This is a genomic window from Deltaproteobacteria bacterium (assembly GCA_029858205.1).
Lineage (GTDB): Bacteria > Desulfobacterota > GWC2-55-46 > GWC2-55-46 > DRQE01 > JAOUFM01.
This window is the reverse complement of the sequence record JAOUFM010000001.1, coordinates 214,727-233,068: the sequence shown is the minus strand read 5'-3', so window position 1 is coordinate 233,068 and position 18,342 is coordinate 214,727. Positions and strand designations below refer to the sequence as shown.

General features: G+C 51.1%; 16 protein-coding genes. 9 read left to right on the top strand and 7 right to left on the bottom strand.

Translation table 11 applies throughout. The annotated features are described in order from the left end of the window. Positions 1 to 178: 178 nt before the first annotated feature. From OEV59_01180 to OEV59_01165, 4 genes are all read right to left on the bottom strand, one after another. Complete coding sequence (locus tag OEV59_01180; GenBank protein ID MDH4226356.1) at positions 179 to 601, bottom strand: CBS domain-containing protein; 423 nt, start codon at positions 599 to 601, stop codon at positions 179 to 181. A 101-nt stretch (positions 602 to 702) separates the two neighbouring features. Further along, on the bottom strand, positions 703 to 1,983 hold the full coding sequence (locus OEV59_01175) for an ArsB/NhaD family transporter (GenBank protein MDH4226355.1): 1,281 nt from the start codon (positions 1,981 to 1,983) through the stop codon (positions 703 to 705). 74 nt (positions 1,984 to 2,057) lie between these two features. After that, positions 2,058 to 2,528, bottom strand: a complete 471-nt coding sequence (locus OEV59_01170; GenBank protein MDH4226354.1) for a CBS domain-containing protein — start codon at positions 2,526 to 2,528, stop codon at positions 2,058 to 2,060. Positions 2,529 to 2,590: 62 nt separating this feature from the next. Beyond that, positions 2,591 to 3,871, bottom strand: coding sequence for an ArsB/NhaD family transporter (locus OEV59_01165; GenBank protein MDH4226353.1), 1,281 nt, complete (start codon positions 3,869 to 3,871; stop codon positions 2,591 to 2,593). A 228-nt stretch (positions 3,872 to 4,099) separates the two neighbouring features. Here OEV59_01165 and OEV59_01160 point away from each other — a divergent pair, with 228 nt between their 5' ends. The 6 genes from OEV59_01160 (at position 4,100) to OEV59_01135 (ending at position 13,105) form a co-directional block, all read left to right on the top strand. After that, positions 4,100 to 6,610: a mannose-1-phosphate guanyltransferase gene (locus tag OEV59_01160; protein ID MDH4226352.1), complete on the top strand. Its 2,511-nt coding sequence runs from the start codon at positions 4,100 to 4,102 to the stop codon at positions 6,608 to 6,610. A 424-nt stretch (positions 6,611 to 7,034) separates the two neighbouring features. Next, positions 7,035 to 8,000 carry a hypothetical protein gene (locus tag OEV59_01155; GenBank protein MDH4226351.1) on the top strand — a complete coding sequence of 322 codons (966 nt, stop codon included), beginning with the start codon at positions 7,035 to 7,037 and terminating at the stop codon, positions 7,998 to 8,000. A gap of 668 nt (positions 8,001 to 8,668) precedes the next feature. After that, positions 8,669 to 9,133: a hypothetical protein gene (locus tag OEV59_01150; GenBank protein ID MDH4226350.1), complete on the top strand. Its 465-nt coding sequence runs from the start codon at positions 8,669 to 8,671 to the stop codon at positions 9,131 to 9,133. Between the two features lie 446 nt (positions 9,134 to 9,579). Continuing rightward, positions 9,580 to 10,266, top strand: a complete 687-nt coding sequence (locus OEV59_01145) for an MBL fold metallo-hydrolase (GenBank protein MDH4226349.1) — start codon at positions 9,580 to 9,582, stop codon at positions 10,264 to 10,266. Positions 10,267 to 10,272: 6 nt separating this feature from the next. Next, positions 10,273 to 11,463, top strand: a complete 1,191-nt coding sequence (coaBC, locus tag OEV59_01140; protein ID MDH4226348.1) for a bifunctional phosphopantothenoylcysteine decarboxylase/phosphopantothenate--cysteine ligase CoaBC — start codon at positions 10,273 to 10,275, stop codon at positions 11,461 to 11,463. A gap of 247 nt (positions 11,464 to 11,710) precedes the next feature. Then, entirely contained in the window at positions 11,711 to 13,105 is a 1,395-nt protein-coding gene (locus tag OEV59_01135; GenBank protein MDH4226347.1) for a DnaJ domain-containing protein, read from the top strand. 49 nt (positions 13,106 to 13,154) lie between these two features. On the opposite strand, the gene OEV59_01130 is transcribed toward OEV59_01135, so the two are convergent. From OEV59_01130 to OEV59_01120, 3 genes are all read right to left on the bottom strand, one after another. Continuing rightward, positions 13,155 to 13,664, bottom strand: coding sequence for a hypothetical protein (locus tag OEV59_01130; protein ID MDH4226346.1), 510 nt, complete (start codon positions 13,662 to 13,664; stop codon positions 13,155 to 13,157). A gap of 4 nt (positions 13,665 to 13,668) precedes the next feature. Next, positions 13,669 to 14,169, bottom strand: a complete 501-nt coding sequence (locus OEV59_01125) for a hypothetical protein (protein MDH4226345.1) — start codon at positions 14,167 to 14,169, stop codon at positions 13,669 to 13,671. Positions 14,170 to 14,409: 240 nt separating this feature from the next. After that, entirely contained in the window at positions 14,410 to 15,285 is an 876-nt protein-coding gene (locus OEV59_01120; protein ID MDH4226344.1) for a zinc dependent phospholipase C family protein, read from the bottom strand. 72 nt (positions 15,286 to 15,357) lie between these two features. On the opposite strand from OEV59_01120, the gene OEV59_01115 reads away from it, so the two are divergent. From OEV59_01115 to OEV59_01105, 3 genes are all read left to right on the top strand, one after another. Then, on the top strand, positions 15,358 to 16,095 hold the full coding sequence (locus tag OEV59_01115; GenBank protein MDH4226343.1) for a hypothetical protein: 738 nt from the start codon (positions 15,358 to 15,360) through the stop codon (positions 16,093 to 16,095). A 63-nt stretch (positions 16,096 to 16,158) separates the two neighbouring features. Beyond that, entirely contained in the window at positions 16,159 to 17,523 is a 1,365-nt protein-coding gene (locus OEV59_01110) for a nodulation protein NfeD (GenBank protein ID MDH4226342.1), read from the top strand. Positions 17,524 to 17,561: 38 nt separating this feature from the next. Further along, complete coding sequence (locus tag OEV59_01105; protein MDH4226341.1) at positions 17,562 to 18,332, top strand: slipin family protein; 771 nt, start codon at positions 17,562 to 17,564, stop codon at positions 18,330 to 18,332. The last annotated feature ends 10 nt before the right edge of the window (positions 18,333 to 18,342 follow it).

Here is an 18,342-nt window from a genome sequence, read left to right as displayed (position 1 = left end):
GTGTGCGGCCGATTGTGCCTGCAAAACCCTTTGGCGCGAGGGTACGGATATGCCTGTGCCCTTGGCCGGTTGTCCTGGCTTTTTTCGGTACCGCTTGTTTGTCGTCTGTCTTTTCGAGATGTTTCACAAGCCCTGTTACGCTGCATAAGCAGGGTCCGTGGCATGTGTATGCTGCTTATTACTTCCCGGTGTTTAAGCGCCTAACGACATCCGTTGCCGATATAACGCCAAGAAGCCGTGTTGCGTTGTCCGTTACCAGAAGCACCCGGTTTTTGCCGTTAAGTAAAAGCCTTGCCACTTCGGCAAGGGACGCCTCAGGGCCTATGCATGAAAAGTCAGAAGGCGTATTCTCTTGCTGCCGTGCTGCAAAATCGGCTGCGGTCATGCCGCAGAGTGTGTCGAAACAGCTGCAGAAATCCGCCGAACTGCCCTTGGCTACGCTCTTTATCGACGCCATTATAATGGCATCGATCGTCAAAAGCCCGAGCACCTTGCCGTCGGCATCCGTTACCGGAACTTGCTCCAGGTTGTCTTTTGTTAGAGTTCTGGCTGCCTCGTCAAGCGTTGTCCCGGGCCCTATGGTAACGGGCCTGACTGCCATTAAATGCGCTGCCGTCATTTTAGTTTGCCGCTGCCGCGAGGTGTGTATGTATTACATTATACACGAAATACGGCGTGAAGCAAATGTTTTTGTGGTTAATGTTAAAGAAGGAAAAGATAAATGTATGCGTGGCTTATCAGTATGCCAAAAAGCATCAGAGGGAAGGCAAGGGCCATGAATTTGACAAACCCTATGGGGTGGCCGCTTCTTGCGGCAAACCCTGCCACTATGACGTTTGCAGAGGCGCCGATTATCGAGCCGTTGCCGCCAATGCATGCGCCTATCGAGAGCGCCCACCAGATGGGCCTTACCGCTGTCTCGCCGCCCGCGTAATACGGCGTCATCTGCTCTATCAGAGGTATCATCGTTGCCACGTAGGGGATGTTGTCGACTATTGCGCTAAGCACTGCAGAGCCCCAGAGCACGTAGAAGGCCGTTGTGCGCGCATCTCCCTGCGTTGCGGCGATGAGCTTATTTGCGAGAAGCCCGATTACGCCTGTTTCAACAAGGCCGTGGACTATCACGAAAAGCCCGGCAAAGAAGAAAATGGTTGGCCACTCGACCGTTTCCATTGTCTTATGGAAATCGGCGTTTGTTATGAGCATGAGAAGTGAAGCTCCAAAGAGCGCGATTGTTGCGGCCTCCAGGTGCAGCACACCGTGCAGTATGAAGCCGGTTACGGTAAGGCCGAGGACAAAGAGGCTTTTTTTAAGGAGCTTCGGGTTCTTTATGGCCTCTATTTCGCGAAAGCTCATTATCTTTTGCTTTAAAGCGTTGTCGACCCGCATCTTCCTGCCGAATATGACGTAGAGCACGGCGAATGTCGCAATCATTATAAACGGCATCAGCGGCGCAACGTAGATAAGAAAGTCCATAAAGGTCAGCCCCACGGCGCTGCCTATCATGATGTTTGGCGGGTCTCCGATAAGGGTCGCAGCGCCGCCGATGTTCGAGGCCGTTATAAGGGAGAAAAGGAACGGGTAAGGCGAAATTTTCAATTCATCGGTGATGAGGAGCATTATCGGCGCTATGAGGAGCACCGTTGTTACGTTATCGAGTATAGCAGAGAGAATCGCCGTTAATATAGAGAGGTAAACAAGAATTCGCCACGGCTCGCCCTTTGCAAGCTTTGCGCATTTGATTGCCAGGTACTGGAACACGCCGGTTTTCTGCGTGATGCCGACAATCACCATCATGCCGATTAGAAGCCCGAGGGTGTTAAAGTCTATGCCGTGGAGCGCGGCCTCCTGGTTCATTACGCCAAGTGTTAAGAGTATCATGGCGCCAAGGAGCGCCACCACGGCCCTGTCTATCTTATCCCAGATAAGAAGGGCGTATGCTGCCGCGAAAATGGCAAGCGCTATGACGGTGTGTTTGTCCATTTATATGCAATGCGGTTTGGGGATGCCGTGCGCGTCAGCGCGGCGTACGGCCCCTGTCCGCCAGGCTTAGAGTGTCACGCTTGCTTCTTACGGAATAGATCTACCGGTGAGATAAGGCCGAGGAGCTTTTTGCCCTCGTCAACGACCATTATCCTGTCGACCGGAATGTCGGAGTTCACGAAGAGTGCGGCTATTTCCATTGCCGTGGTATCTGGCCCTACGCATGCGTAGCCGGTCTTTACGAGCTTAGGGTCTTCTTTTATGAAGTCGGATATCTTCTTGTCCTTTATCGCGTTCAGGCCGTCCGTGAACTGCTCGAGCTCAGGGGCGAACATGACGTCCTTTAGATAGCCCTTTGTTATGTAGCGCGGCAGTATGGCGCGCATGAGGATACGCGAGGTTATTAGCCCGAATACCTTTTTTTCTGCGTCTACGATTGGGATTTGGCGCACCCTGTGCTCGGCCAAAAGATGCACGGCGTCGCCGACGGTATTGTCGGCTGTTACTGTCACTACGGTCGTTGTCATCAGTTCCGATGCCTTCATGTTTTACCTCGTGCTTGATAGTTTAACAAAAAACGCCGCGCTCGAAAAGCGAAATCGGCCGCCTATAGGAAAAATCTAAGATATATGTAAAGGTTGCCTATGGCAACGGATGCGAGCATGAGAGGGAAGGCAAGGAGCATGAACTTTACAAATCCTATCGGATGGCCGCTCTTTGCCGATATCCCCGCCACTATGACGTTCGCGCTCGCGCCGATTATGGTGCCGTTGCCGCCAAGACATGCGCCGAGAGATAACGCCCACCATAGTGGCTTTATGGCCTCGGCCCCACCCATGTGAGTGGCAAGGTCGTTTAATAGAGGTATCATAGTAGCAACGAACGGTATGTTGTCTACAAAGGCGCTAAGTACTGCAGAGCCCCAGATTATGGAGTACGCGGTAACGGATAAATCGCCTCCCGTGGCGGTAAGCATTTTTTGGGCGAAGTATTTGATGACGCCTGTTTCCACAAGACCGTGCACAAGGATAAAGAGCCCGACAAAGAAGAATATGCTTGTCCATTCGACCTTCAGCGACATGTCGTGGAAGCTTTCTCTTGTAAGGAGCAGCAAAATAGTTGCTCCTGCTATTGCGATTGTAGCTGCCTCAAGATGCAGCGTTGAGTGCAGCACGAACCCGGCGACGACCGCTATCAGCACGCCGATGCAGATTTTCAGGCTACGGCCGTCCTTGATTGCGTCTTCTTCCCTGAAGGCGAGGATACGCTGTCTGTGCGCCTCGTCGACTTTCATTTTCTTGCCAAACACCAGCCACAACACACCTATGTAGCATATAAGCACGAACGGAACCGCAGGCGCGACGTTTACTACAAAATCCATGAACGAGAGCTTTGCAGCGCTTCCTATCATGATGTTTGGCGGGTCTCCTATGAGAGTCGCCGTGCCGCCGATATTCGATGCTGTTATTTCGGCAAAGAGAAACGGGTAGGGCGTAAGCCTTAGTTCGTCGGCTATGAGGAGCGTTATCGGCGCTATAAGGAGCACCGTTGTCACGTTGTCGAGTAGTGCCGAGAGAAGGGCCGTTAGTATAGTGAGGTAAACGAGTATGCGCCAGGGCTTGCCCTTTGCGAGCTTGGCGCTGCGGATGGCGAGATACTGGAACATGCCGGTCTTCTGGCAGATGTTCACCGTTATCATCATGCCGATGAGAAGGCCTATGGTGTTGAAGTCCACGCCCGCTACGGCGGTGTCCTGGTCAAGGACGCCTAGCAGGATGATGATGGATGCGCCAAGAAGCGATACTATGGCGCGCTCTATCTTATCCCAGATAAGTAGGCCGTAGACAACGAGGAACACTGCTACGGCAATTATTGTCTGCTTTTCCATGCGCTATAGTATCGAAGATACCAGCTTTATATGGCAGTAGTATATTTATTTGAGTAAAAAAGTCAAGTAAATTCGGGTAAGCAGGTTTTAAATTGCGCGATTTTTACGCGTTTTTGCGCTGCCACGGCTTGACTACTGCGTATTTTGTGTTAAATTATAAGGAGTTGCTTTGTTTCGCGCCTTTTCGTATTTCAGCTGAAAAAACTAAATACAGGGGAGGGTTAACGCATGAGGTGCGTTATCATGGCAGGCGGTTTTGGCACGAGGCTTAGGCCCCTTACCAACAATCTTCCAAAACCAATGGTTCCGATGGCCGGCAGGCCGATGATAGACCATATCGTCGAGTTGCTAAAAGGCCACGGCATCAAGGACCTTACCGCCCTTCTTTACTTCCAGCCGGAGGCAATAGTAGACCACTTAAAAGACGGCTCGCACATGGGCGTTAAAATCGACTACGTCTCTGCCGCAGCGGACTTTGGCACTGCCGGAAGTGTTGCCAATGCAATGAGGAGTAAGGACGCCGGAACCACACTCGTCATAAGCGGCGACGTGCTGACCGACATAGACCTGACAAAGGCAATCGAGTTCCACAGGAAAAACAAGGCCGCAGCAACAATCGTTCTTACGCGCGTAAAAGACCCGCTCTCCTTCGGCATAGTCATAACCGGAGACGACGGCAGAATCGAGAGATTCCTCGAGAAGCCGTCATGGGGCGAGGTGTTTAGCGATACCATCAACACCGGCATCTACATACTCGAAAAAGAGGTCTACGACTATATCCCCGAGGGCTCTGAGTTCGATTTCAGTAAAGACCTCTTTCCCGCGCTACTTCGTGACAAAAAGGCCATTTACGGCTACATAGCAGAGGGCTACTGGAAGGACGTTGGCAGCCTCGATGAGTACCTCCTTGCCAACATGGATATTCTAAACGGCGCTGTGAAGGTCAACATAGACGGCAAGGAAACCGGAAGAAAAGGGCTCTGGGTCGGAGAGTCTTCCAAGGTCGATATATCGCTAAAGGCCGAGGGCACTGTTATCATCGGTAAAAATTGCTCTGTGCGCGGCGGTGCTGGCATCACCAACAGCGTAATCGGCGATAACTGTGTCATAGAGGACGGCGCGGAAATAATGAATTCCGTACTCTGGCACGGCGTACGTGTTGGCAGGAGCGCGAAGCTTCAGGAAAACGTCGTCGGCGCAAACACCGTGCTTTGCGAGGGCGCGCACCTTGGCGAAGGCGCAATCGTTAGCGACTCATGCCGCGTGGGCAGGGGAAGCTCGGTAAAGGCAAACGTAAAAGTATGGCCGCATAAGGAGGTCGAGGACGGCGCAACCCTTGCTTCTAGCCTTATCTGGGGGCAGAAGTGGGGGAGAAACATCTTCTCCATGTACGGCGTAACAGGGCTCGCAAACGTGGAGCTAAGCCCCGAGTTCGCGGCAAAACTTGGAGCGGCCTACGGCGCAAGCCTTGGTAAAGGGTCTTTCGTTTCAACAAGCAGAGACTCGCATAAGACATCGCGCATGATAAACAGGGCCATCATGACAGGGCTTCTCTCAACCGGCGTGAATGTCCATGACTACGGCGTTACTCCCATATCGGTTGTCAGATACCTTGCGAGAACCGGTAACGAGGTCGGCGGCATACACACACGGCGCTCTCCGTTCGATACAAAGCTCATAGATTTAAAGTTCTTCGACTCCTCGGGCCTTGACCTGCACCCGAACTCCGAGAAGTCCATTGAAAGGCTGTTTTTCAGAGAAGACTTTAGAAGAGTTTCAATCGACGACACCGGAGAGATGGTATTTCCCGTGCACGGGTACGAAACGTATTTGAACGGCTTTCTCTCTGCCATAGACAGGGCCGCGATAGAGAAGGCGAACTTCAAGGTCGTGCTCGATTATTCGTACGGAAGCTCTTCGCGCATATTTCCGTCCATACTCGGAAAGCTTAAGTGCGATGTCGTTGCGCTTAGCGCCAACCTGGACGCCGATAAGACCACAAGGAACGCAGATGAGTTTAACCGCGCCCTTATTCAGCTCTCTACCATAGTGCGCTCTTTGAAGGCCGATATCGGAGTCCTTCTCGACGCAGGCGGGGAAAAGATATTCCTCGTAGACGACACAGGGGAGATCATAGACGGCGAGACCGCGCTAAGCGTTATAACGCTTCTTAGCCTGAAGACCTCGCAGGGCATAAAGGGCTCGTCCTTCGCAGTGCCGGTTACGGCCTCGAGGGCAGTTGAGCAGATGGCCGCTTCTTACGGCGTGGATGTAATAAAGACCAAGACCACTCCAAGAGGCATCATGGAGGCCGCGACAAAGGATAACGTCAAGTTCGTCGGTGAAACGACCGGAGGCTTTATATTCCCGTCCTTCCAGCCCGGGTTCGACGGCATGTTCGCCGTGGCAAAAATACTCGAGATGCTTGCCAAGTACGGCAGAAAGTTCCATTCGCTTCTTCGCGAAATACCGCCAAGCAAGATGGTGAAGGAAAAGGTGCCGTGCCCGTGGGAGCATAAGGGCACTGTCATGCGGCGTCTTGCAGAGGAGTCGAGGGGCGCGGCCACTACCCTTATCGACGGCATCAGGATAGACTTCGGAGACGATTGGATAATCGCGTACCCGAGCCAGACGAACTCGTACTTCCACGTGGAGGCCGAGGCCTCGACAGAGGATAAGGCACGGGAGATGGTCTCCTTATACTCGCGCAAAATCAAAGAATGGCAGGCGAAGACCTGACGAGTCCGCCACCTTTCGCGTGATACTTCGTCAGCGGCGGTTTTGACTTACTCAATGTATCCTACGGATACACCTGCGTCGTCAAAACCGCCGTTTCCTCGTCTGACGCGAAACTTGGCGGCCTATGGAAGGGTGGGGTGTGGGCGGTCATTGCGAGCCGCGAAGCGGCGAAGCAATCTCAGACATCGTTTGCTGGTTCAAGTTTATAACTTGAACCAAAATTTTGTGGTTCAGGTTGCAAACCTGAACCAGCGTAGGAATGGCAGGCGAAGACGTAGTAAACCGTCGATTTTCGCGCCATACTTTGTTGAGGCCGTTTTTCCTTGCTCGACGTATCCTACGGATACGCCTGCGCGAAAAAACGGCCTCTGCCGCGTCTGGCACGAAACTTGACGGTTTAAGTGGGTAACGACCTGTAAATATTATGAGCAAGAAAGTCGGTAAAATTATAGTGGTCATGCTGGCGGTAATTCTCGTCGGAGCGCTCGGTTATAATTATGTTACAGAGGTAAAAGAGCGCGAGAGAGTCAGGGCCGAAGAGGAGAAAAAGGCAGTAGCGGCTGCTGAGGAAAAGGCATTATCCGAGAAACATAGGAGACTGGACGAGAAGCATAAACAAGATAGGCAAGAGTTAAAGAAAAAGTCAGAGTATGTTGAGCTTAGAAAAATAGTGGAAGGGTTGCATGAAAAACATGTCATGGTCGAGAAGGTTGAAAAAAGCGAGTTCAGAATAAAAGGGCTCGTGGAACTCGATGGAAAGCTTCGCGAGTTTATAAGAGTAAGGGACTCCAGGACGGTAACGACCGGCGATGGAAATATGAATTACAGCGGCGAGGCTGATACTGTGTTGTGGGAGGATAAGGATAAATTGCTTGGTCTTAAAATCGGTTATTTCAGCGATAGATACGAGTATGACGGTAAGTTTTTAAGGCTTGCCCATGAGATAAATCCGAAGTCGAGGTACAGGAAGTATACGCTTTTTTCGGAAATAAACAGTGACGGAAATTGCTGGGTGGAAAATCCGGCGTATCTGGCGGCGGCCTATAATTATCTAAAGGAGTTCCCGGAAGGGCCGTTTGCTGGCGAGGTCTACGGGTTGCTCGGCGGGTTTTATTTTTCGCTCCATAACTTTTTGTACTATGGAAAGGATACTCTTTCGAAGGGCTTGAGTGTCGAAGGGTTTGAGTTTCTTGATGTTTATGTTGAAGGAAAAGACGAGGCCTCCCTGGAATCGCAATTGAAGGACGCAATGGAAAAATCCAAAAAGTTTTTGGCGTTGTATATCGAGAAGGTCCCGAAGCCGGCTGGGTGGGCGAAAGATTTTTATGCGGAGCTGCAAAAGGAGGATAAGGACAGAACCAGGTACGGCGCCTTAGGTTGTCCGGATTAATTTGAGGTACGGAGCCGGGTAGGTGGGCATCGCCCACCATTTTTTTAGCCTCCGTCCGCTTGCGGCCTGTTAAACCGGTAAGTTTTCTGTCAGACGAGGAAGGGGCGGTTTTGACGACTACGGCGAATTGTTCCCGTTAAAAATATCCTCTCCCCAATTGCATTGGGGGAGAGGATTAAGGTGAGGGACACGAAGCTTTGTCTTTTCAAAACTCCGGCCATGAGGTCACGCAAGGCTTAAGCGGGCCGCATAAGGGGCGGACGTATTGCCGGGGGCGTATGAGCCGGGTAGGGTGGGCACCGCCCACCATTCCTTTTTTATCCCCCGTTCGCTTGCGGCATGTCAAACCGGTAAGTTTTCTGTCAGACGAGGAAGGGGCGGTTTTGACGACGGAGGCGTATCACGTAAGATACGTTGAGTAAGCCTTGTAGGTTGGGTTACGCTTCGCTAACCCAACCTACAAACTTGACGGTTTATGATGGGGTAAAGACTTTCTTGGCGGCCTATGGTTGGGGATTTATTTTTGCGGCCTTTGTGGTAGAATGGGGGCAGGTTGAGAAGTGATGGGTAGTGCTCACTTTACGGACAGTATAGTAGCAAATGATTTGGTAAGTAAAACCAGGGGACGGATAAAGTAAATGTCACTTCTGTATAGGTATAGGCGAATTATGCTAGTTATCCTGCTGTGTTCGATAAGTTTGTTGTGCACTTTTCTTGTTGCCAGCGTTTTGCCGATAAATAGCGTTATAAAAGCTTTTAGAAAAAGTCCGGATTATTTTTATTATCAAGCAATTCATATGGTGGTTCTTTGGTGCTTTTGGGTCTGGTATGGCGCAAAAAAAGAAATTGTTAAATTGAGATTTGCCAATCTGGTCTTGCTCGGTTTTGGTTTGGGATATGCAGCTGGCTTTCTGTCTAATTTCTTGTCGCCCATATTATATTACTCGAATGGTATGGAAAGAATTGCCAGTTCACTATCTCTGGGTATTGGTAGTTTTTTCGCGGTGACAGTATTTTATCCTTTTATGTCGCTTGGCTGGGTTTATGGAATCGTCATGGGACTTATAATTTATTTTTTAGATGGTAAATTTGCAAGAGCTCGTAAGGTAGCATCGCCTGGTATGTTCCTCTAACCCCGGGCTGCTTGCGGCCTGTTAAACCGGTAAGTTTTGTGGGAATGACGAAAAATCTTGTCATGCTGAATTCATTTCAGCATCTCGCGGTATATAAAAACGAGATCCCGAAACAAGTTCGGGATGACAGCAAGGATAAGATTGCTTCGCCGCGTTGCGGCTCGCAATGACTGCCGTCAACCACCGTCTGCTGATTCAAGCGCAAGGTTTGAGCCAAAGACAAGGAAAAGGCGGACGGACAAAACGGAGCATACTTTTACGGTATGTGAGTATTTGGACGGACGCCTTTGACGCAGTATTTGGCCAAAGATTGCGCATGCCTTCCTTGAAAACACTTGTTTTCCCCACCATTTTAGGTTAATTTGAATATCATCTACGCGCACAGAGATTGTTACGCAGGGAAAAGGCCGGCGCTGTTTTGCCGAGGTTATTTTGCCGAGGTTATTATGAAAGAGACTATTTTGAAAGAGACCGAAGACAACGCATACGAGTTCGACGTGGCCGCGCTTACCGGGCTAAGTGTCGGCCCGCTTGACGTAAACTGCTACATCGTGTGGGATAAGGCTACTCTCGAAGGGTTTATCATAGACCCGGGCGGCAATTCCGATGAAATCGAAGCAGAGGTAAAGACCAGAGGCTTGAAGATAAAGTATCTTCTAAACACGCACGGCCATTTCGACCACGTGGGGGCGAACAGCGAGCTTACGAAAAGCCTCAATGCAAAGGTCGTGCTCCATAAGGCAGATACCGCGCTTCTCGAATCAGCCGTTGACATGGCAGCCATGTACGGCTGCAAGGTCAAAGAAGCGCCAAAGGCCGAGATGATGGTCGCTAACGGCGATGTTTTAAAGGCAGGCTCTCTTGAGCTTAAAGTAATCCACACGCCCGGGCACACGAAGGGCGGGGTGTCGTATTATTCGGAAAAGGACGGGCTTATTTTTACGGGCGATACGCTCTTTGCAGGAGGAATTGGAAGAACCGATTTTCCCGGAGGCTCGATGGAGGAGATAGTTACCTCTATAAAAGGTAGGCTTTTTACACTGCCGGAGAGCGTAATCGTTCTTCCGGGGCACGGCCCGAACTCGACCATAGGCGATGAGAAAAGCTCCAATCCGTTCGTGCAAGGGGAGTAACTTATGATAATAAGGGGCAAAAACATAATACTTGGCGTAACTGGCGGCATTGCGGCGTATAAAGCCCTTGAGCTTACAAGGGCGCTAAGAAAGGAAGAGGCAAACGTGTTCCCTGTGATGAGCGAATGCGCAAGAGAGTTCATCACCCCGCTTAGCCTCTCTACTCTTGCCTGTAACCCCGTGCTTGCCGAGATGTTCGAGGATGAGGAAGGCGGGGCAAAGGGCCCGTCCATAGACCACGTTGACATAGCCTCAAAGGCAGACCTTTTAATTGTCGCTCCTGCCACTGCCAACACTATCGGCAAGATCGCGGCAGGTGTTTGCGACAACATGCTAACTACCGTAACGCTTGCCTGTGCTGCAAAGAAGCTCATTGCGCCGTCCATGAACCATTTGATGTACTCAAACCCCATTGTGCAGGAGAACATAGCCAAGCTTAAGCGCCACGGCTATTACTTTGTCGGCCCGGACGAGGGCGAGCTTGCCTGCGGCTGGGAGGGTAAGGGTCGCCTGTCGTCAGTAGAGGATATAATGGAGGCTGTCAGGGACGCGCTTAGCATAAAGGACTTTGCAGGAGAAAAGGTGCTCATAACCGCAGGTGCTACAAGGGAGCCAATAGACCCGGTGCGTTTTGTCTCCAATGCTTCCTCCGGAAGGATGGGGTACGCAATCGCAAGGGCGGCAAAGAGGCGCGGCGCAGAGGTGGTGCTTGTGTCAGGGCCCTCTTACCTGTCGCAGCCAAAGGGCATAGACTATGTCGGTGTTGAGAGCACCGAGCAGATGAAGGACGCTGTAATAAGCCACTACCCGCAATCAACTGTCGTGATTATGGCAGCCGCTGTGTCGGACTTTAAGCCTGCCGTATCGCATTCAAAGAAGATGAAGAAGGAGGCAGCCGCTCTTACGCTTGACTTCGAGAGAACGCCCGACATTCTAAAGGAACTCGGCAGCAGAAAAAAGGGGCAGGTGCTCGTTGGTTTTGCCCTTGAAACAGACGATATGATAGAGAACGCCACAAAGAAACTTCGCGAAAAGAACCTGGACCTTGTTGTTGCAAACGGCCCCAAGGGGTTAAATAGCGAGGTCAACCAGGTTTCCATCATAAGTGTTTCCGGAAAGGTCGAAGAGCTGGAAAGCATGTACAAGTACGAAATCGCGGACAGGATACTGGACCGCGTTGCAAGGATAAAGGGGTAGGGGGTTGCTGGTTTTGTTGTAACCGCATGTTTTTGTTGTATAATTTGCCGCATCCCTGTCAAACAGGTGGTGCGGCTCTTTTATTCTGCCATTGACACATTGTTCTATTTTAGTCTATCATATTACTTATCCGTATAATCGATTTTTGGGAATGTTTTCCAGGGCAGCTATCTTTGTCGCTGGCGTTTAGACGGGTGTATACCGTTATGTGCGGCATAGGGTGTTTTATGGTGGTAAGGATTGAGAAATGAGTAAGCCTGTCATAGCCGAAATAAACAGGGACGTTACCCCGTACTACCTTCTCGAGGTCTGCAGGCAGTCCTTTACGGGCAGCATGCACGTTGAGAACGGCAAGGAACAAAAGCGCATATACTTCGAGAACGGCATACCGGTTGGCTCGCGCTCCAATGCCGTTGGCGAGTGCCTTGGCCGCGTGCTCGTAGCGAGCGGCAAGCTTTCAGCGCAAGCCTGCAACGAATCCCTCAACGTAATGAAAAAGGATAAAAAGCTTCAGGGCGAGGTGCTCGTGAGGATGGGACTTCTTCGCGAGGAGGAGCTTGCCGAGGCGCTAAAATTCCAGCTCAAGACGAGAATTCTTAACCTCTTTGACTGGAACGGCGCGAAGTTCGTTTTCAATAAAGGCGATGTGCAGAGGTTTACTTCCATAGAGGAGTCGGTTAGCAGGCTCGTGTTGGACGGGCTTAGAAAACATCAAGAAGAGGTTAGAAAGGAGCTTGGCCGCTTTAAGGACATGTTCTTCGAGAAGACCGAGCGTTACGACGGCGTGCTCGCGAGCCTCGGGCTTCCAAACGTGCCGTTCATACTCCCGGGGAAAAAGGTCGAGGACGTTATAACCGGCTTTGGCGTTGACGGGGTTTCCTACGGGTACGCATTTCTACTTGCCGGAGCGCTCGGGCTTGCCGGGCAGTCGAGCGACTTGGAAAGGCTTAAGAAGTTTCACTCGAGCATAAAGAACAAGAACTACTTCGATATACTCGGTGTCGGCAGAAAGGCAACGATAGACGATATAAAGAGTTCGTATAGAAGGCTCGCAAAGATGTATCATCCCGACTTTTTCACGCGCCATTCCGACGAGAACGTCATAGAGCTTGCCAGAGAGATATTTCCGCTAATCGTCGAGGCCTACGGCATCCTCTCCGATAAGGATAAAAAGGCCGACTACGAGGTGGTGCTAGATTCCGGGCTCGTGCACATCGATGCCGAGCTTGTGCTAAAGGCCGAAGGGGAGTTCCAGAAGGGCCAGAGCCTTTTGAGGTTCAAGAACTACGCGGCCGCATACGACTGCTTCAAGAAGGCCGTTGAGTACTACGCCGACGACGCCGAGAGCCATGCGTATCTCGGTTGGACGCTTTTTAATAAGCCAGGGAGAACGCCTGCTGACGCGGCTCTGGCAAAAAAGAGCGTTTTAAAGGCCCTTTCCATGAACCCGAAGATGGCCGTTGCCATGCATTTTCAGGGCGTGATGCTGCGTGTCGATGGAGACCTGGAAGGTGCTCTTAGCCTCCAACAGAAGGCCCTTAAGTTCGATTCGAACCTTACCGAGGCCCAAAGCGAGATAAGGTTCATATCGCGTAAGATGGAGGAGTCGAAGAAGGGGCTCTTCGGGAAGCTTTTCAAGTAGCAGCGGCTCTGCCCCGGGCGCCGCTACGTGCCATGTAATTGGTAATTGCTTACATGAACATCGGGCAGGAGGCCGGTTGTTTGCCGTTCATGGTTTCTTTTGTCGGGTCTATTATAAAATTCATTCTCGGGTCATAGTAGATTGTCGCCTCCGTGGTCTTGGTGCCTGTGGAACGGATTTTTGCAATGAATACGAATCGGCCGCCCGGCGGGGTCTTTGTTTTTGATTTTGGCCAACTTACTTGCATTACAATGGTTGCTGCATTATTGCCGGCCTCGATGCTAGTCTTGTGTACCTTGACTATACCGTCTCCTAGGGCTATTTTTATGTCAAGGCAGTTATCTGAGTACGTCGCTACGTCAGCCAGTACTTCTTTGTAAGGACGTTCTATTGTTAGGGTTTCGGCGCGCTTGTGCCACTTGCCGGAGCTCATCTCGGCAATGAATTCGTCGCGGCTGTTGGCTTTGCTGTACGGCACGCCGCAGCCGGCCGTCAGCAGGGCTAGCAGTATTGCGAGAAGTGTTGTTTGTCCGGCTGTTTTTGTCGTAAAAGTTTTCATTTTCTCATAGCTTTGGACAGATTGAGCCCTTGCCTTTTGCCGCATTTTCGATGGACTCTACGTTGTCCCCTTGCAACCTTAGGCTGTATAGGTTTAAATTTGTTTTATTTTTGTCGGCGGCTTTTATTTCGCCTACTATGGAAAAAAAGCCGCCTGGCGCAGCACCGGCGTTAGCGGCACGGTCTTCCTGCAGCGAGAAGCTGAAGGTTCCGTCCTTTGCCGTCTCGGTCTTCAGGTGATAGTCCGTAACTGAGGTGCCGCGAGTGCGCGGATCGGTGGATACATGAACAGCGCGCACATTCTTGAAGCACGCGTCAAGGTGATTTTTAAGGTCGGCTACGACGGCGCTAGCCGGCCTGTCGATGGTCAGTTCTTTGGCTTTGTATATCACGGCTGAAGGGGATTTTGCCGCTTTTATGAATTCTTCTTTTGTTTGCGGCGCGCATCCGGAAAATATGCATACTGTTGTTAGCATGATGGCAAGGGTAATAAGTTTGCGGCTCATGGAGGGTTCTCCTCTGTCGTAGTTAGGTCTGTTCCCCTATTTTATCAAAACTTCGTTGTGTATGTGTGACAATAATCATTAACAATTTATACCAGACTGCTGGAGAAGTCAACAATTTCGATAGGTGTTCCGGCATGTTTTGCGTAGAGACATGTCTGGAAGGATATTTATGAAGCGGTTATGTAATGTCTGAGCCGAAGCTGGCATTCAGCATTTTATTTGCGTATTGTTCTGCGCGTCTTATCTTTGCCGGGTGTTTATCCGCGTTCCGTTTATCGCCGTTTGAAGGTGTTTCTCCCAATCTCTGCCGCCGTTTTTAAGCCTCTTTAACCTGCTTCGTGCGGTCTTGGCAGCCTTGAGGCTTGCCTTGCCCGTTGGGTCGTGTTTTAGCGATGCCGCGTCCTCGCCGTTATTTAGCACGTCCATTATGCGCTCGAATGCCGCGTTAAAGTAGCGCTCCTTCATATCCGTGTCAAGGTCCCAGACCGAAATCTTAGACATGAGCCCTATCATCGCGTGCCAGCGTTTTATCCTGTGCAGGTTCATTATGCCCGAGAATATCGTCTTATTGGTGCCGAAGGAAAGCGGCGTGCCCTCGAGTGTCGATGCAAGGAGAGCGTCATTGTCTGTGTGGATTTTCCTCTCCATCTCCGCAGGTATCTTCCACACTGCTTTGTTTACAAGGGCGTCGAAGCGCATCTCCCAGTACACGTGGCGGTGGATACGCGTTGAGAAGGTGCGGATTAGCATCTCGGGGATGAAGTTATTGTGCGCCACCGTATCTGCCGCGAGGTGCGCTATGTAGCCGTATGCGAAAGAGCGCTGCGAGTCGGTCTTCGCCTTTTTAAGGAGCTTGAAGCCGAACCGCCAGTTGTGGCAGTGCTTTAGTTCCTCGGTAAAGTTCTTTCCCACTACGATATCGGCGCTTACGTTGCCGTAGAGAAAGTCGTGGCTGTAGTTCTGTATGAGGGCGTAGACGCCGGGCGGCAGCTCCGCGGCGCTTCTTAGAACGGACGTGCCAAGCTCAAGATGCGTTGCCGGGCCCCAGGCAAGGGCCTCGGACGGAAATAGCATCGCGAGAGCTATTATGGTTACGATTATTATTGCCGTTGCCATGAGTATTGATATAATTGTATCATAAACAGCGCGCCCGGTGAATATGTAAAACGCATGGAGCGGAGAATTTACGTGACAGAAACAAACGACGACATAGAGACTTTACGCGAGGGCATACGCGGACGCTTGAGGCTTCTAAGGGAGCAGGGGGTTACGCATATCCCCTTTGCCGCGGCTCCAAAAGAGGCGGCTGCGCCTGTGAAAGAAGCGCCAAAGGCCGCGTCCGAAGCCCCAAAGGCTGCGGCAAAGGCAGCGCCTTCCTCCGGCATCGGGGCCGAGATAGCGGCATGCAGCGCGTGCGCATTAAGGAGGCGTCTCTACCAGCCCTTTGCAGGAAAGTCCGTAGAGGGAGCCGTATGGTTCGTTACCTTTGCACCTACTGAGGCAGGGGCCATAAAGTGGCATGTGACCGATGGAGCAGAGCTTGCGACTTTTAGAAAAATGATAGAGGCCATGCGCCTTGACGAGACAAAGGTGATCTTTAAGAGTGTGCTTAGGTGCCCGCTTCCAAAGGATAGGGATGTTGCAAAGGACGAGGTAGATCAGTGCATGGGATTCCTGAAGCGCGAGGCTAAGGCGTTAAAGCCGCGTGCGATTATCATATTCGGGGACAAGGCTGCCAATGCAGTAAGCGGGTTGGATAAAGGGGTAGCTCTATTAAGGGCCGAGCCCTTCGAATTCCACGGTGTAAAGGTCTTTGCAACGCGCCATCCCTCGGAGTTTGCTTCCAACAAGAATTCAAAGGCCGAGGCATGGGAGGATTTGCAGAAAGCAATGGATTACCTGGGAATACCGAGAGAGAAAAAATAGCGTTAAGTCCGTTGGCTGCGTTTATATGGAAAGTTCTCTTAATTTCTGCTAAACTCTGAGGTCATGAGAAAAACACTCGCATACATAGTATTTGCCGTAGGGTTCCTGCTCTTTGTCGCTTTGCCGTTTGTGAATGCCGATAAGGTGGAAAAGGCAGGCAAGGCTGAGAAGGCGGCGGCCGACAAAGCTGCCAAGAAAGAAGACGCCGTAAAGCCCATTTATTTTCTGAAGGTCGAGGGCATCGTTAACCCCGTGATGGCAGAGTTTATAAAGGGCGGCATAGAAAAGGCCGCGAATGCAGGGGCAGGGGCTGTTGTGATAGAACTCGATACGCCCGGAGGGCTCGACCTTGCAATGCGCGACATCATAAAGGATATCATGGCGAGCGAAGTGCCGGTTGTTGTCTACGTTTCTCCGTCAGGGGCAAGGGCCGCAAGTGCCGGCGTATTCATTACTTACGCCTCGCACGTTGCCGCCATGACTCCTGGAACAAACCTCGGCTCCGCGCACCCGGTGGCAATGGGCGGCGATAAGATGGATGAGACCATGGAGAAAAAGGTCGTTAACGACGCGGTTGCGTATATCAAGGGAATAGCCGCAAAGAGAAAAAGAAATGTTGAATGGGCCGAGAAGGCCGTGAAGGAGAGCGTAAACATCACGGCAGAGGAGGCCCTGAAGTTAAACGTCATAGACCTTATCGCTGCATCAAGGGACGAGCTTCTCGCCAAGATAGACGGCCGTGAGGTCGAGACCGTAAATAAGAAACTCGTGCTTACGACAAAGAACGCCGCCAAGGTGGACGTGGAGATGGGGTTTCGGGCAAAGCTTCTGGATGCAATCAGCAACCCGAATGTCGCCTACATTCTCATGATGATAGGGCTTGTCGGCATTTACTTCGAGCTCTCGAACCCGGGCACGATACTTCCGGGAGTAGTCGGAGCGATATGTCTTATTCTTGCCTTCTATTCTTTCCAGACGCTTCCTGTGAATTACGCCGGGCTTGCGCTCATTGTTTTGGCAGTGGTGTTTTTTATTGCGGAGATCAAGGTGACGAGTTACGGGCTTTTGTCGGTTGCAGGGGTGGTGTCGCTATTTCTAGGCTCTATGATGCTCTTTACCTCTGACCTCGAGTTTCTCCGTGTCTCTCTCTGGGTCGTTATACCGACGGTAGGTGTCGTAAGCGGCGTTATAATAGCGCTTCTGTATTATGCGGTCAAGATATATAAGACAAGGCCTGTTAGCGGCAATGAAGGCATGGTCGGGCAGATTGGCGAGGCAATTGCCGATATAGAGGCAGATAGCAATTCGGAAAACGTCTTTGTATCGGGCGAGTACTGGAAGGCCGTAAGCTTAAATCCCATACCAAAGGGAGCGAAGGTCAGGGTTGTTTCCATAAACGGCCTTGAGTTGAAGGTTGAGAAGGTTTAGTTTGAAATAAAAAAACGAAGCAAGAGGAGGCAATTGTTATGGGTGAGTTTATCGTGCTGGCGGTATTGGCTGTAATATTCGGTATAATTGTTCTTTCAGCGATATTCAAGGTCCTTCCGGAGTACGAGAGGGGCGTGGTGTTCTGGCTTGGACGGTATCAGGAGGTAAAGGGCCCGGGGCTCATAATCATCATCCCGCTCATTCAGAAGCTTGTAAGGGTGAGCCTTAGAACCGTAACAATGGACGTGCCTCCTCAGGAGGTCATCACGAGAGATAACGTCTCTGTAAGGGTGAACGCTGTAATCTATTTTCGCGTAATGGCCGCGGACAGGGCCGTTATATCCGTTGAGAACTACCTCTATGCAACAAGCCAGCTCGCGCAGACTACTCTTAGAAGCGTCTGCGGACAGGCTGAATTGGATGAGTTGCTTTCCGAAAGAGACAGGCTTAATCAGCAGATACAGCAGATACTCGACCGCCAGACAGATCCGTGGGGCGTGAAGGTGGCGCTTGTAGAAATCAAGGCAATAGACCTTCCTGAAGAGATGAAGAGGGCAATGGCAAAGCAGGCAGAGGCAGAGAGAGAAAAGAGGGCGAAGTTCATACACGCGGACGGAGAGTTCAATGCGGCGCAGAAGATTCTCGAGGCCAGTAATCTTTTAAGCCAGAACCCCATGTCGCTGCAGCTTAGGTACTTACAGACCCTTACCGAAATCGCGGCAGAGAAGAACTCTACGACAATATTCCCGCTGCCCATAGACCTTATAAGGCCGTTTTTGGAGGCTTATAACAAGAAGACCGGGCAGTAAGGCGTAGAGT

Excerpts from the sequence above, each read along its gene's own strand:
- OEV59_01180 (MDH4226356.1), bottom strand. The coding sequence starts at position 601 with ATGGCAGTCAGGCCCGTTACCATAGGGCCCGGGACAACGCTTGACGAG.
- OEV59_01175 (MDH4226355.1), bottom strand. The coding sequence starts at position 1,983 with ATGGACAAACACACCGTCATAGCGCTTGCCATTTTCGCGGCAGCATAC.
- OEV59_01170 (MDH4226354.1), bottom strand. The coding sequence starts at position 2,528 with ATGAAGGCATCGGAACTGATGACAACGACCGTAGTGACAGTAACAGCC.
- OEV59_01165 (MDH4226353.1), bottom strand. The coding sequence starts at position 3,871 with ATGGAAAAGCAGACAATAATTGCCGTAGCAGTGTTCCTCGTTGTCTAC.
- OEV59_01160 (MDH4226352.1), top strand. The coding sequence starts at position 4,100 with ATGAGGTGCGTTATCATGGCAGGCGGTTTTGGCACGAGGCTTAGGCCC.
- OEV59_01155 (MDH4226351.1), top strand. The coding sequence starts at position 7,035 with ATGAGCAAGAAAGTCGGTAAAATTATAGTGGTCATGCTGGCGGTAATT.
- OEV59_01150 (MDH4226350.1), top strand. The coding sequence starts at position 8,669 with ATGCTAGTTATCCTGCTGTGTTCGATAAGTTTGTTGTGCACTTTTCTT.
- OEV59_01145 (MDH4226349.1), top strand. The coding sequence starts at position 9,580 with ATGAAAGAGACTATTTTGAAAGAGACCGAAGACAACGCATACGAGTTC.
- OEV59_01135 (MDH4226347.1), top strand. The coding sequence starts at position 11,711 with ATGAGTAAGCCTGTCATAGCCGAAATAAACAGGGACGTTACCCCGTAC.
- OEV59_01130 (MDH4226346.1), bottom strand. The coding sequence starts at position 13,664 with ATGAAAACTTTTACGACAAAAACAGCCGGACAAACAACACTTCTCGCA.
- OEV59_01125 (MDH4226345.1), bottom strand. The coding sequence starts at position 14,169 with ATGAGCCGCAAACTTATTACCCTTGCCATCATGCTAACAACAGTATGC.
- OEV59_01120 (MDH4226344.1), bottom strand. The coding sequence starts at position 15,285 with ATGGCAACGGCAATAATAATCGTAACCATAATAGCTCTCGCGATGCTA.
- OEV59_01110 (MDH4226342.1), top strand. The coding sequence starts at position 16,159 with ATGAGAAAAACACTCGCATACATAGTATTTGCCGTAGGGTTCCTGCTC.
- OEV59_01105 (MDH4226341.1), top strand. The coding sequence starts at position 17,562 with ATGGGTGAGTTTATCGTGCTGGCGGTATTGGCTGTAATATTCGGTATA.